The organism is Streptomyces sp. A012304, assembly GCF_026008495.1.
In the GTDB taxonomy this organism is placed as follows: Bacteria; Actinomycetota; Actinomycetes; order Streptomycetales; family Streptomycetaceae; genus Streptomyces.
Map to the genome: position 1 here is coordinate 1 of NZ_BQUN01000050.1, position 12,661 is coordinate 12,661.

The window sequence follows — 12,661 nt, forward strand, 5'->3', positions numbered from 1 at the left end:
CCCCCGCGGCTCCTGCGGCTCCGGCGGCTCCGGCGGCTCCGGCGGCTCCGGCGGCTCCGGCGGCTCCGGGCGACGACACGATGACGTCCCGGGCGCGTTCCCTCCTGGTCCCCGTGGCCGAACCGGAGGAACGCCCCACGCCGCCCCCCGCCGTCGCCCCGGTCCTGCCGGGCCGCCCGGTCGCGGACCGGCCGCAGGTGCGGGCGCCCGGCCCGGAGCTGGGCGACGAGAACGGCGTGCCGTGCCCCTGGTGCTCCACCCCGAACCGCCCCGACCGGCACTTCTGCGGGCGTTGCGCGATGCCGATGACCAGGCAGGAGCAGGCCTCGGAGCACCGCCCCTGGTGGCGCCGGCTGCTGAACCGCGACCAGGAGACGCCGTGGGCGGGTGACCGGCCCCGGCTGCGGCGGACGTTCGACCGGATCGTGACATGGGTGATGGCCGCGGCCGTGCTCGCCCTGCTGATCGTGGCGGGCGTCAACACCCCGGACGCGATCCAGGCCACCCGCGACCACTTCGCGAAGCGCGCCCCGGTCGCCCCGGACCAGGTCGTGGCCTCCCGCTCCTACCCGGGCCACAAGCCGGAGCTGGCCTTCGACAAGATCAACAACAGTTGGTGGGGGCCGGGCGTCTCGCGGTCGGGCCAGGGCGAGTGGATCGAGGCCCGCTTCGCCGAGCCGACCCGCCTGCTGGACCTGGTCATCACCTCCGGCACCTCCGTCCGCGCCGACCAGCTCTCCCAGTCGGCTCTGCCCCACCGCATCAAGGCGACGATCACCCGCAAGGACGGCACGACGACGACCCGCGACCTCGTCCTCGACCAGAGCGCGGGCGGCCAACGCCGCGCCTTCCGCGTCGGCGAGGTCACCAAGGTGCGCTTCACCATCGAGTCCGCGTACGGCGCCTCCGCCGCCAAGCAGGTGGCGATAGCCGAGATCGAGTTCTTCGGCAGGTCGAGCACGAACACGTCGTGACGACGACCGGACGACTCTGGATGAGACAGCGGGCCGGAGCCACGATGCCCCGGCCCGCACCGGTCCGTGGAGGGAGCCTGGGCCCTGTGTTCGCACCGAGCCGGTGGCAGCGGGCGTGATGACGGACGAGGCCCATCCCGTCGACACGGGATGGGCCTCGTCACTGGAGCGCCGGGCAGGCCTTGCACCTGCATTTCCCCGCAGGAAGCGGGGCGTCTTTCCTTGGACCACCAACGCAGAACCGTTTCACCGCTGTTGTGGCGTCCGGCTCAAGATCGATACTACAGCATCCCGGCGTCTCACGCGACTTCGTCCACGTCGAGGTCCGGCCCGACGACCAGCGTGACCAGTCCCGCCGCCGCGTCCGCGGACGGCGCCGCCGTCACGCCGGCCGGCAGCCGGGAGGTGAGGACCGCGGACTGCTTCTCCAGGCCGGCCGGGAAGGCGACCGTCGTCCTGGCCACCGTCTGCGGCGCGTTGCCCGTGCCGACGACCGTGAGCCCCGCCGCGCGCAGCTTCTCCGCGACCTCGGCGGCGCGGCCGGACTGCCCCGTGCCGTTGAGCACCTGCACGCGCACGTTGGACGCGTAAATGAGGTCCTTCACCGCCGTCTGCAACTGCGCCTTGGTGATCTCCTTGTCCTGCGCCAGGGAGGTGAACAGGTCGGCCGCCTGCGGGTACTGCCACGCCACGTTGGCCAGGTCTTGCGGGAAGTCCGCCTCACGCGGGTAGTTGGGCACGGTGAGGAAGGCCAGCCGTTCCTTGGGGATGCCCTTGAGTTCGTCGGCGAGGGAGTAGATCTGCTTGATGCCGGCCATGTCGGGGTCGGTGGTCAGCGACTTGGTCGCGGACTGGAGGAAGCCGTACAGGGAGTTGGGGCTCGTGAGCTTGTCCTTGGCCTTCGTGACGAGCGCGTTCATGAACTCCTGCTGGCGGCCGATGCGTCCGATGTCGGAGCCGTCACCGACGCCGTAGCGGACCCGGACGTACCCGAGAGCCGTCTCGCCGTCGACGGTCTGGCAGCCGGGCTCCATGTCGAGGTGGGCCTTCTTGGAGTGGATGGCCTGCTTGGGGCAGACCTCTATGCCGTCGAGGGCGTCGACCATGCCCTTGAAGCCGGAGAAGTCGATCGACATGAAGTGGTCTATCCGCAGGCCGGTGTTGGCCTCGACCGTCTTGATGCTGCACGCGGCCGCCTCGGCGACCTTGCCGGTGCTGCCGCCGATCGCGAACGCCTCGTTGATCTTCGCCTTGTGCGGGGCGGAACTGCTGCCGTCGCCCCGTTCGCAGGCCGATATCTCCACCCAGGAGTCACGCGGGAACGACACGACCGCCGCCCACTCCCGGTTCGCGGGGATGTGCAGCACCATCAGCGTGTCCGACTGCATGGTGGTCAGGTCGCTGCCGCCGTACTTGGCGTTGGCGCCGTCCCGGCTGTCGGAGCCGACCAGCATGATGTTCTTCGACCCGGGGCTGAGGTTCTCGGGCCGGTTGTCACCGAGCTTGTCGCCCACGTCGGCGGAGCCGATGTTGTTGTTCAGGTCCTGGTAGATCCACGCGCCGACGCCGCCCACCGCGAGGACGACCGCCGAGGTCACCCCGGTGCTCCAGACGAGTATCCGCCCCCGCCGCGTCAGCCGTGTCCCCCCGGGTGCCCGCCCGCCGTGGCCGGCCGCCCTGCTGCCGCTTCTGCCGCCGCTCCCGCCGGTGCTGCCCACCGCCGACCGCCGGCGCCTTCCCGTTCCGCTCACCCGCGCTCTCCCCTCCGCCTCGGCCGTTTCACCCCGTACACCGTGCTCGGATCGTCCGGCGCGGGTCACGGCCGGACGACGGAACCCTACACGCAGGTAGAAATACGTCCGACAAACACGGACGACTCATCGCCTGCCCCGTCTGTGCCCCGGCCCCGTACCCGGCCGACCCCCCACGGGCCGACCGGGTACGGGCTCATGTCACGGGGTGTCGATCAGCTCGTACGGCGGGACCGACACCGTACGGGCGCCCGGCGTACCGCCGAGGACGACCTTGCGCAGGGAGACGTTGTTGTTGAGGCTGGTCTCCTTCAGACGCTTGGCCGGGTTGGCGAGGACCTCGATGTAGTACGTGCCGTTGGGCAGGTCCGTGATGTCGAAGGACTGACCGGGGCGGTACTGGGTGTAGGTGTCGCCGGAACCGACGTCCAGGACCTCACGCACGGAGATCGAGTTCTGCTCACCGCACGCGGTCGACAGGTCGGTGTTGTACGGGTGCCAGTTGGCGTTCTTCACCGTGTAGTCGATGGCGTCGGTGTTGGCCAGGCAGAACGCCTCCTTGCCGCTGCGCACCTCCTTGGTCTTGTCCGCGCTCAGCAGCCGGTAGCTGGCGAAGTCGGTGAAGTGCCAGTGCTCGTGGCCGACGCGCGGGTCCCACTCCATGGTGCCGGTGGGCGTGTAGCCGACCTGCTTGCCGTTCGCGTCGTAGAAGTACTGGTAGGCGTCCATCAGGTCCGCGCCGGGCTTGCGGAAGCCGTCGACGACCAGCGGCGCGGGTCCGGCGTTCCAGACGTTGGCGCTGAAGGCGAGGTAGTCCTTGCCGGGCGCGTCGCCGTCCTCGCCGTCGGTGATGGAGATGTCCCAGGCCGGCAGGGACCGCAGGTCCGGCTTGGGCACGTTCGCCGGGACGCTCGCCCGGCCGGTGGGCCGCTTGGCGTTGGCCTTCAGCGCGGGCGCGATACGGGAGCCGTCGGTGTGGTCCTTGCCGTCGCCCAGGTGGTGGGCGAGGCCGCGGTCCTCCAGGGCGTGGGAGAGCGCGCCCGGCGTGGGGGCGTCGGCACCGCGCGGGCCGTAGTGGTGGCCGCCGTGTCCCTGCGCGCCCGACGCGGAGTGCGCCGCGTGGGCGTCGTGGCCCGCGTGTCCGGCGGCGGAGCGCAGACCGGCGGCGCCCTCGCCCTCCTCGCCGTCCTTGATCTCCCGGACGGTCACCTTGATGGTGGGCCGGTTGTCGGGGATGGCGAACAGGTCGCGGTACTTCTTCGCCACGGCGACCTTGGCCGTGTACTCGCCGGCCGGCAGGTCGACCGGGTTGTCGTAGTCGACGGTGCTGGTGTTGGCCGCCCAGCCCTTCTCGACACCCCACACCGAGCCGAGCGTCCACGGGTTGGTGGGGCAGCTCTCCGGGTAGTGCGAGGTCGCCGGGGCGTCCGGACGGAGCCGGCCGGAGGCGTTGTTCGGGCAGAAGGTGCCCTTGCTGGCGGCGACCTCCTTGCCGGAGGCGTCCGTGAGGGACACCTCCAGGAAGCCGGGCAGGCCGCTGAAGTCCTTCACCAGCCCGGCGGGCAGCTTCTTGGTGGTGGTCTTCGTCCCGTCGCGCAGGATCTGCTGGGCGACGACGGGGTCCTTGTACGACTTGCGCGTCACCTTGAACTCCAGCGGCGCGTTGTCGACCGACAGGTACGTGCCCAGGTCGAGGTAGACACCGGGCTCCCCCTCCCACCGGCTGAGCGTCACGGCGTTCGACGCGGCGATCAGCTTGAGCTGCGGCACGCCCGGCTTGCTCTGCGGAGCCGCGCCGGCGCCGGGTGCGGCCCCGGCGACGGCGACGACGGTGAGCGCGGCCCCCGCGGCGAACGCCGCGCGCTTGAGGCCCTTGCTGTGTGACTGACTGGTCATCGGTTCCTCGTCTGCGAGTGCCATGGTCAGTGGCATCGGACTGGACAGCCCACCGAACCCGGCCACCTGCGGACATCCGCACGGACGCACCCCACGCGCCCCGACCGCTTCTGTGAGCACTCTGTGAGACAGGCGAAAACCTTCTCGGGGTTGCCTGTTGGGTAGGAAATTCACAGGAGGAACCTCGGCCGCCGGAGCAGCCGTGACCGACCGGTCACCGGTCCGCGGATGTCCGCGGGGCTGTCAGAGGCCGTAGCGGGGCTTCAGGTGGCGCCAGAAGTCGCGCAGCATCCACTTGTCGAAGTCGGTGATCCGGGTGGCGCTGCCGGCCTTCATCAGGAAGCAGCACTGGCCGGTCGGGGTCCAGTCGTAGAAGTCGTCGAGGCCGAAGGTGTGGCCGACCTCGTGCAGGTAGATGTGGATGTTCTGCTGGTCGAGGGCGGAGACGAAGTACTCCTGGCCGAGGCGCTGGCCCCAGTCGCCGCCGGCGCCGCCCTGGAAGCCCTTGGTGAGCCAGAGGGACTGGTCGTAGTGGCGGGCGGTGCCGCCGGGGCAGCGGGAGTAGTTGCCGTCCTGGTGGAAGAAGCGGCCGCAGTCGGGGGCGCACTGCGGGGCGCCGCCGCCGTCCAGGATGTTGGTGTAGATGTCGACGGAGTTGTCCGTCCACTGGAGGGTGGAGCGGTTCTTCACCGCCCAGCCGACGATGTTGACCGGGACGGTGGTGTACGGCCAGTTGTTGTAGCCCCGGCCGTTCTCCGTCTGGGCGGCCATCCACAGCGCGAACTGCCGCTTCAGCGACGCGTGGACGCGGTCGCGCAGGGCGGCGCTGACCGGGGCGTCGGACTCCCAGCGGACGCAGTAGTTGATGTAACCGCGGTTGGCCATGACCTGGTCCCAGCCGTAGTTGCGGAAGCCGTACAGGTCCGGGTAGGTCGTGGAGACGTGGTTCCAGACCTCGTTCAGCGGCTGGACCAGGTTGGCCGGCGGGTTCCACTCGTCGGCGGCCTCGGCGCGGGGGGCGGCCACTCCGGTCGTGTGCAGCAGGGCGGCCAGCGCGGCGAGCACGGTGAGCAGCCGTGCCGTCCGCCTGCGCAGCAGTGATCTCATCGGTGAACTCCTCGTGTGGGGAACGGGATTCACGTACGTCCGTGAGTGGCCGCGCCTCCGCCGAAGGTTGCCGCCCACAACGCCGGGAAGGCGCGGCTCTCGCTCGTACGGCTCGAACGGCTCGAACGGGAGGGCCGAGGGGGACGTGCTCGTGGTGCGCGAGGTTCCGCACGGCCGTCCGACGGCCCGTCCCCGGTCCGGGTGGTTGGCGACGGAGTTCGGGGTGCGGGTGGGCGGCGGGTGCGCATCCTGAGGCCGTGCGTCACTCTCCGGCCCCACTCCTGGGCGCCCTCCTCGCCGCCCTCGTCCTCCTGGTCGGCCCCGCCTCGGTTCCGCTCGGCGGCGGCTCGCAGCGTGCGGGGGCGCCGGCCGCCGGGCCGGCCGTGACCGGCGCGTTCGGCGCGTACGTCGGGTACGACTCCGACGGCGTACGGCGGATCCCCGCGCTCGACACCTGGCTGGGCCCGGCCACGCCCCGCGTCGGGCACGCCTACCTGCCCGGCGACCGGTGGAGCAACATCGAGGGGGCGCCCGGATATCTGGAGCACTGGGCGCGATGGCGCGCCGCCCGCGCCGACCGGCTGTTCGTGCTGAACGTGCCGATGCTGGAGCGCACCGAGGATCACCTGCCCGACGCGGTGGTGCGGGAGGAGCTGCGCCGGGGGGCGCGCGGGGAGTACGACCACCACTTCCGGGTGCTGGCGCGGCGGCTGGTGTCGCTCGGGGTGCCGGACACGGTGCTGGTCGTCGGCTGGGAGATGAACGGCATCACCTACACCCACCGCTGCGGCCCCGACCCGGCCGCCTGGAAGGGGTACTGGACGCGGATCGTGACGGCGATGCGGTCGGTGGAGGGGCAGCGGTTCCGGTTCGAGTTCACGCCGAACCGGGGGCGGGACGCCGTCCCGTGGCCCGACTGCTACCCCGGGGACGCCGTCGTCGACGTCATCGGCATGGACGCCTACGACCAGCCCGAGGGCATGCCCTTCGCGGAGCAGGTGCGGGAGCCGTACGGGCTGGCGGACCAGGTGCGGTTCGCGCGGGAGCACGGCAAACCGGTCGCGTACCCGGAGCGGGGGCTGTTCCGCAACGGCGACAACCCGGAGTACGTGCGCGGCATGCTCGCCTGGTTCGCCCGGCACCGCCCGCTCTACCAGACCATCAGCGACTACTGCCCGCACGGTGTGTGGCGGTGCCGGGACAACCCCCGGTCCTCGGCGGTCTACCGGGCGCTGGTGTCGGGGCACACCCCGCCGTTCGGCTGAACCCGCGGCGCGTCAGCGGGTCGCGTGCCGCACCGCACCCCGCACCCGGCCCGATGATCCCGAAATGCGACAAATCCGACGAGACCTTCCCGCGCGTCCGCTGCGCGGCGTCGGCGCCGCCCGCAGGAAGGTACCCACCAGCAGCAGCCCACGCCCCACCCCCTCCGCTCCGCTCCGCGCGCCGGGAAGCCGGCTTCGCATGTCGGGTGGTCCGGGGGTTCTCCTCCCGTCCCTCCTCTCCGTGCTCCTGCTCGCGCTGACCGCCGTGCCCGCCGGGGCGGAGGGCGCCAGGAGTGCCGTCGGGGAGGACAGGGCCGACGGGGCGGGGTTCCGGGAGACGACCGCCCGGACCGTGGGGGCCCATGAGCGGGCTCGCGCGCGGGCCGACCGGCTGCGGGCGGAGGACGCCGCCCCCGCGCGGATCGAGGCCGCCGACCGCCACCGCGGGGCGCTGCGCGAGGCCCTGGAGGAACGGCTGGGCGCGGCGGCGCGGCAGGCCGGTGACCCGGTCGCCGTCGACCCGTCCGGACAGGCCGGCCGCTGCCCCGTCCCCGTCCGAGCCGAAGCCCCCGCCTCAGGTGATTCCCGTCCGGGGGACCGCCCCGCCTGGACCGCCCCGACCCGCCACTACTGGCTCTCCGCCGGCTACGCCGCCCAGGGCTCCCGGTGGAGCCACCGCCACACCGGCCAGGACTTCGCCGTGCCCACGGGCGCCCCCGTGTACGCCGTCGGTCCGGGCATCGTCCACGCGACGACCTGCGGTGACGGCTTCGGCAACCAGGTCGTCGTACGGCACCCCGACGGCTACTTCACGCAGTACGCCCATCTCGCCCGCGTCGACGTGCGCCGGGGCCAGGAGGTCACCGCGGGCGAGCGGCTCGGCGTCTCCGGCGCGACCGGCAACGTCACCGGCCCGCACCTGCACTTCGAGGTGCGGATCACTCCGTACATGGGCTCGGCGGTGGCCCCGCTGCCCTGGCTGCGGCGGAAGTCGGTCGAGGTGGCGCCCCCCGCACCGACGCCGTCGACGGCGGACAAGCGGCGGGAAATCCCGCGCGAGGAGTGACGGCGCCCGGGCACACTGCCGGTGACGTCGAGGGGGGTGAGGATGAGCAAGCGGCGTTACGTGGCCCGGGGAGTGCCCGGCGGCTACCGCGTCTGGGACAACCGGCGACGCGGCTACTGGGGCGACTTCTACGAGTTGTGCCCGGACGACCTGCTGACCGAGCTGAACGGGCCGGCCGATCAGGGGCGGATCGTCGAACTGATGCGGAAGTACAAGAAGGCGAAGCGCTGAGCGCTCAGGCGGCCCGGGGCGAGCGGGGCGTCGTCGGCCGGTACACCGCCAGCGCCCAGATCACGAAGACGTCGATGCCGATCAGGATGATGGACCAGAGCGGGGCGTACGGCAGGAACAGGAACTGGAGGACCAGGCTCAGCGAGGCCATGAAGAGGCCGACGGTCCGGGCCCGGTCGGCGCCCGTGAGGATGCCCCAGCCGGTCACGGCCGCCACGCCACCGAGGATCAGCAGGATCAGCCCCCACCCGGTGAGGTTGATCTCGTAGACGTAGTCGCCGACGCGGGCGTAGACGTCGTCCTCGGCGAGGGCGGCGATGCCCTGGAACATCGCGAGGATGCCGTTCATCAGCATCAGCACGCCCGCGAAGGTGACACCGCCGGCGGCCGGACCGGGGTGCGCCGGCGGTGGCCCGGGACGGCCGCCGAGGGCGGGCCCGGTGCCCTGGTGCGACGGGTCCCAGATCGGGGTTCCCGATCGCTCGGGCCGCGAGTGCGCGTGGTCGCTCATGGCGGATGTCTCCCTGGGCTCGTCGTCCTCACGACCATCCGCCCGGTGCGGGCGCGCCACCACGGGAGGTGAGCCGTCCGGGTGAGCACGGCATGCGGAGCCGGGCACCGGACCCTTCACTGGACACAGGCGGCGGACACGGATCCGCACGTCCGCACGTCCGCACGCTGGAGGCGAGATGCCCACTCCCCACGCCCGCCGAGCGGCACCGGCGGTGCTCGCCGCGCTCACGGTGCTCCCCCTTCTCCTCACCGGCTGCGGGGACGACGAGGACACGCCTTCCTCCGTGGCCAGCAGAGCCGCCTCCGCCGCGGAGTCGCTCGCCTCGCGGGCCGGGGAGGCGTTCGCCTCGGTGACGGCGCAGGCGGGCCGCACGCTGGACTCCATCAAGGGCGGTGTGGAGGCCAAGGGCGACGTGAAGGCGGGCACCCCGACCACCGACGCCGACGGCCGCAGCGCGGTCGAGGTGACGGCGACGAACACGACCGACGCGACGCGGTCCTTCGCCGTGCAGATCAACTTCCTGGACGCCGACGACAAGTGGCAGGACACGGTCCTGGTCACCGTCTCCGACGTCCCGCCCGGAAAGACCGGCACGGCGTCCGCCCGCAGCACCCACAAGCTCTCCGGCGAGGTCCGGGCGGAAGTGGCCCGGGCGGTGCGGTACTGAACGCGACGGCCCCAGCGCGGAGAACCGGAACGGGCAACGGCGGCGACGAGGACGCGAACGACAACCGGAACGCGAACGGGAACGACGACGACACATGAGCGACGAGCCCCCGCATACGACACCCCCCACGCCGCGCCCCGCCGCCCCCTCGGCCCCCTTCCCACGGGAGGACTACGCGCGGCGGATGGACCGTGCCGCCCGCGACGCGGCCGCCGCCGGGCTCGCCGGGCTGCTCGTCACCCCCGGCCCCGACCTGGTGTGGCTGTGCGGCTACCGCCCGACGGCGCTCGTCGAACGCCTCACCCTGCTCGTCCTCGCCCCCGACACCGAGCCCCATCTGCTCGTCCCCGCCCGGGAACGGCCCGCCGCCGAGTCCTGCCCCGGCGCGGGCGCGGTCCGTGTCACGGAGTGGCGCGACGGGCAGGACCCGTACGCCGCGGCGGCCGGCCTGCTGCGACCCCACGGCCGCTACGGCGTCTCCGACGCCACCTGGTCCGTGCACCTGCTGGGCCTCCAGGAGGCCCTGCCCCTCACCACCCACCGCGCGCTGAGCACCGCGCTGCCGTTGCTGCGCGCGGTCAAGGACGAGCACGAGATCGCCCGCCTCGCGGCGGCGGCAGCGGCGGCGGACGCGACGTACGAGGAGATCCTCACCGTAGGTTTCGCGGGCCGCCGCGAACGGGAGGTCGCCGCCGACCTGGACCTTCTCCTGCGCCGACACGGCCACGACCAGGTCGACTTCACGGTCGTCGCCTCGGGCCCGAACGGCGCGGACCCCCACCACGGGGCGGGCGAGCGGGTCATCGGCGTCGGCGACATGGTGGTCCTGGACTTCGGCGGCCTGCGGGACGGCTACGGCTCCGACACCACCCGCACGGTGCACGTCGGCGGACCCACCGCCGAGGAACGCACGGTCCACGACCTCGTCCGCGCGGCCCAGCAGGCCGCCTTCGAGGCCGTACGCCCCGGCGTGCCCTGCGGGGAGATCGACCGGATCGCCCGGGCGGTCCTCACCGACGCCGGTTACGGCGACCACGTCCCGCACCGCACCGGCCACGGCGTCGGCGTCACCACCCACGAGCCCCCGTACCTGGAGCAGGGCGCGCGACACCCCCTCCTCCCCGGCATGTGCTTCTCGATCGGCCCCGCCCTCCACCTGCCCGGCCGCTACGGCGTACACGTCGAGGACGTCGTGACCTGCACCCCGGACGGCGGCCACCGCCTGAACGACACGGGCCGGGGTCTGGCGGTGGTGGACTGAGGCGGGACGGACGTCACCGGCCGGGCCCGGTCCAACTCACGAGGGCCCCTCAGATGTACTGCTCGGCGTATTCGGCGGTGGGGGCGATGGGCGTGATGACGTCGATCAGGACGCCGTTGGGGTCGGCGACGATGAAGTGCCGCTGGCCGAAGTCCTCGTCGCGCAGCCCGAGGAGGGGGCGGAGGCCTTCGCGGGTGACGAGCCGATGCCATTCCGCGTCCACGTCCTCGACCTCGAAGTTGAGCAGCAGACCCTGGGCGGGGGTGCGGTAGCCCTCCGGGAGCGTGGGGTGGGTGTGGTCCAGGAGGGCGAGTTCCCAGCCGGCCTCCCCCGGCTGCCGGAGGCTGATGTACCAGTCCGCCTCGAAGGTGACGCTGAACCCCAGCAGGCGGGTGTAGAAGTCGCGGGACTCCTTCGGCCGGGCCGTGCAGATCACCGGATAGAAGCTGGTCAGCCTCATGACGAACCCCTTTCACATACCGTCGGTATGTCAGTGTGCCGGTAACCTATTGACGTACCGGTGGTATGTCAATGCGGGGTGTGCGATGCGGGAACAGGGCGTCCGGGCGCGGCAGCGGGAACAGACCAGGCAGGCGCTGCTGAGCGAGAGCAGGCGGCTGTTCTCGGAGCGCGGCTACGCCGCGGTGGGGCTGGCGGAACTCGTCCGGGCGGCCGGGGTGACCAAGGGGGCGCTCTACCACCACTTCCCCGGCGGAAAGACGGATCTCTTCCGGGCCGCGCTCGAAGAGGTGCAGCGGGAAGTGGGCCGGCGGGTCGCCGCGGCCGCCGAGGCCCAGGACGACCCCTGGGCGCAGTTGACGGCCGGCTGCCAGGAGTTCCTCGCCGCGGCCACCGCACCGGAGATCCAGCGGATCATGCTGGTGGACGGCCCGGCCGTGCTCGGATGGAGCGAGTGGCGGGCCATGGACGAGGCCGCGTCGGCCCGCCATCTCGCCGAGGCGCTGACCTCACTCGTCGAGGCGGGGATCATCGCCCCGCAGCCCGTGACGCCCCTGGTCCATCTGCTGTCGGGGGCGATGAACGAGGCGGCACTCTGGCTGGCGTCCCCGTCCTGCGGCCCCGACGACCTCGCGGACACGACGGCCGCGCTCACGCGCATGCTCCAGGCCCTGCGCGCCGACCGAGCGTGATGCGAGGCGATGCGCGATGAGTTCCGCCGGGCCGGGGAGTCTCACCATGGTCACCGACTTCAGCAGGAGGAAGACATGGTCCAGCAGCTACTGAGAGTCCAGAACTTCAGCGTCTCCAGTGACGGGATCGGCGCCGGCGAGGACCAGAGTTTCGAGAGGCCGTTCGGCCACGCCGCCGATCCGGAGAAGCTGTTCTCCTGGGCCGGCGCCACGGCGAGCTGGCCCATGCGCACCGACCCCGGGGGGAGCCGGGGCCTCGACGACTACTTCACGCGGGACTACGCGCGCAACATCGGCGCCGAGATCATGGGCCGCAACAAGTTCGGGCCCCAGCGCGGGCCCTGGCAGGACCACGAGTGGCGCGGCTGGTGGGGCGACCGGCCCCCGTTCCACACGCCCGTGTTCGTCATGACCCACCACCCGCGTCCCTCGTTCACGCTCTCCGACACCACGTTCCACTTCGTCGACGCCGACCCGGCCACCGTCCTCGAACAGGCGCGGGAGGCGGCGCGGGGCAAGGACGTCCGGCTCGGCGGCGGAGTCACCACCATCCGGGAGTTCCTCGACGCCGACCTCGTCGACACCCTGCATGTGGCGGTCACCCCGGTGAAGCTCGGCTCCGGGCTGCGCCTGTGGGAGTCGCCCGACGAGCTGCTCGACCGCTTCCACCTCGAGGTCGTGCCCAGTCCGAGCGGTGTGACGCACCACCTCTTCTGGCGGAGGTGACACAGAGCCCCCGGGGGTGGGCACGGGCCGGCACGACCGTCCGCGAGGGCGG

Annotated in this window: 13 protein-coding genes; 8 read left to right on the plus strand and 5 right to left on the minus strand. The window is 72.4% G+C overall.

All coding sequences use genetic code 11. The features are described from left to right. Nucleotides 1-974: zinc ribbon domain-containing protein (locus ALMP_RS11520; protein WP_264926736.1), on the plus strand; the 974-nt coding region annotated here is incomplete at its 5' end. 299 nt (nucleotides 975-1,273) lie between these two features. On the opposite strand, the gene ALMP_RS11525 is transcribed toward ALMP_RS11520, so the two are convergent. The 3 genes from ALMP_RS11525 to ALMP_RS11535 all read right to left on the minus strand — a co-directional run bounded on the left by ALMP_RS11525 (nucleotide 1,274) and on the right by ALMP_RS11535 (nucleotide 5,728). After that, on the minus strand, nucleotides 1,274-2,572 hold the full coding sequence (locus ALMP_RS11525) for an LCP family protein (RefSeq protein WP_264926737.1): 1,299 nt from the start codon (nucleotides 2,570-2,572) through the stop codon (nucleotides 1,274-1,276). A gap of 354 nt (nucleotides 2,573-2,926) precedes the next feature. Then, nucleotides 2,927-4,621 carry a lysyl oxidase family protein gene (locus tag ALMP_RS11530; RefSeq protein ID WP_264926738.1) on the minus strand — a complete coding sequence of 565 codons (1,695 nt, stop codon included), beginning with the start codon at nucleotides 4,619-4,621 and terminating at the stop codon, nucleotides 2,927-2,929. 243 nt (nucleotides 4,622-4,864) lie between these two features. Then, nucleotides 4,865-5,728 carry a hypothetical protein gene (locus tag ALMP_RS11535; RefSeq protein ID WP_264926739.1) on the minus strand — a complete coding sequence of 288 codons (864 nt, stop codon included), beginning with the start codon at nucleotides 5,726-5,728 and terminating at the stop codon, nucleotides 4,865-4,867. A 257-nt stretch (nucleotides 5,729-5,985) separates the two neighbouring features. Between ALMP_RS11535 and ALMP_RS11540 the strand changes: the two genes are divergently transcribed. From ALMP_RS11540 to ALMP_RS11550, 3 genes are all read left to right on the plus strand, one after another. Next, nucleotides 5,986-6,993: a glycoside hydrolase family 26 protein gene (locus ALMP_RS11540; RefSeq protein ID WP_264926740.1), complete on the plus strand. Its 1,008-nt coding sequence runs from the start codon at nucleotides 5,986-5,988 to the stop codon at nucleotides 6,991-6,993. Nucleotides 6,994-7,192: 199 nt separating this feature from the next. Next, nucleotides 7,193-8,059 carry a M23 family metallopeptidase gene (locus tag ALMP_RS11545; protein WP_264926741.1) on the plus strand — a complete coding sequence of 289 codons (867 nt, stop codon included), beginning with the start codon at nucleotides 7,193-7,195 and terminating at the stop codon, nucleotides 8,057-8,059. 42 nt (nucleotides 8,060-8,101) lie between these two features. Next, entirely contained in the window at nucleotides 8,102-8,290 is a 189-nt protein-coding gene (locus ALMP_RS11550) for a hypothetical protein (protein ID WP_264926742.1), read from the plus strand. A gap of 4 nt (nucleotides 8,291-8,294) precedes the next feature. Here ALMP_RS11550 and ALMP_RS11555 read toward each other — a convergent pair whose 3' ends face one another. Then, entirely contained in the window at nucleotides 8,295-8,801 is a 507-nt protein-coding gene (locus ALMP_RS11555) for a hypothetical protein (RefSeq protein ID WP_264926743.1), read from the minus strand. Nucleotides 8,802-8,979: 178 nt separating this feature from the next. On the opposite strand from ALMP_RS11555, the gene ALMP_RS11560 reads away from it, so the two are divergent. Both ALMP_RS11560 and ALMP_RS11565 read left to right on the plus strand, forming a co-directional pair. Then, complete coding sequence (locus ALMP_RS11560) at nucleotides 8,980-9,471, plus strand: FxLYD domain-containing protein (protein WP_264926745.1); 492 nt, start codon at nucleotides 8,980-8,982, stop codon at nucleotides 9,469-9,471. A 94-nt stretch (nucleotides 9,472-9,565) separates the two neighbouring features. Further along, nucleotides 9,566-10,732, plus strand: a complete 1,167-nt coding sequence (locus tag ALMP_RS11565) for an aminopeptidase P family protein (protein WP_264926747.1) — start codon at nucleotides 9,566-9,568, stop codon at nucleotides 10,730-10,732. Between the two features lie 49 nt (nucleotides 10,733-10,781). Here ALMP_RS11565 and ALMP_RS11570 read toward each other — a convergent pair whose 3' ends face one another. Further along, nucleotides 10,782-11,192 carry a VOC family protein gene (locus ALMP_RS11570; RefSeq protein WP_264926749.1) on the minus strand — a complete coding sequence of 137 codons (411 nt, stop codon included), beginning with the start codon at nucleotides 11,190-11,192 and terminating at the stop codon, nucleotides 10,782-10,784. A gap of 85 nt (nucleotides 11,193-11,277) precedes the next feature. Between ALMP_RS11570 and ALMP_RS11575 the strand changes: the two genes are divergently transcribed. Together ALMP_RS11575 and ALMP_RS11580 are read left to right on the plus strand one after the other, a co-directional pair. After that, nucleotides 11,278-11,883 carry a TetR/AcrR family transcriptional regulator gene (locus tag ALMP_RS11575; protein ID WP_264926751.1) on the plus strand — a complete coding sequence of 202 codons (606 nt, stop codon included), beginning with the start codon at nucleotides 11,278-11,280 and terminating at the stop codon, nucleotides 11,881-11,883. Nucleotides 11,884-11,958: 75 nt separating this feature from the next. Continuing rightward, nucleotides 11,959-12,609 (plus strand): dihydrofolate reductase family protein, encoded by a 651-nt coding sequence (locus ALMP_RS11580; protein ID WP_264926753.1) that lies wholly within the window; start codon nucleotides 11,959-11,961, stop codon nucleotides 12,607-12,609. The last annotated feature ends 52 nt before the right edge of the window (nucleotides 12,610-12,661 follow it).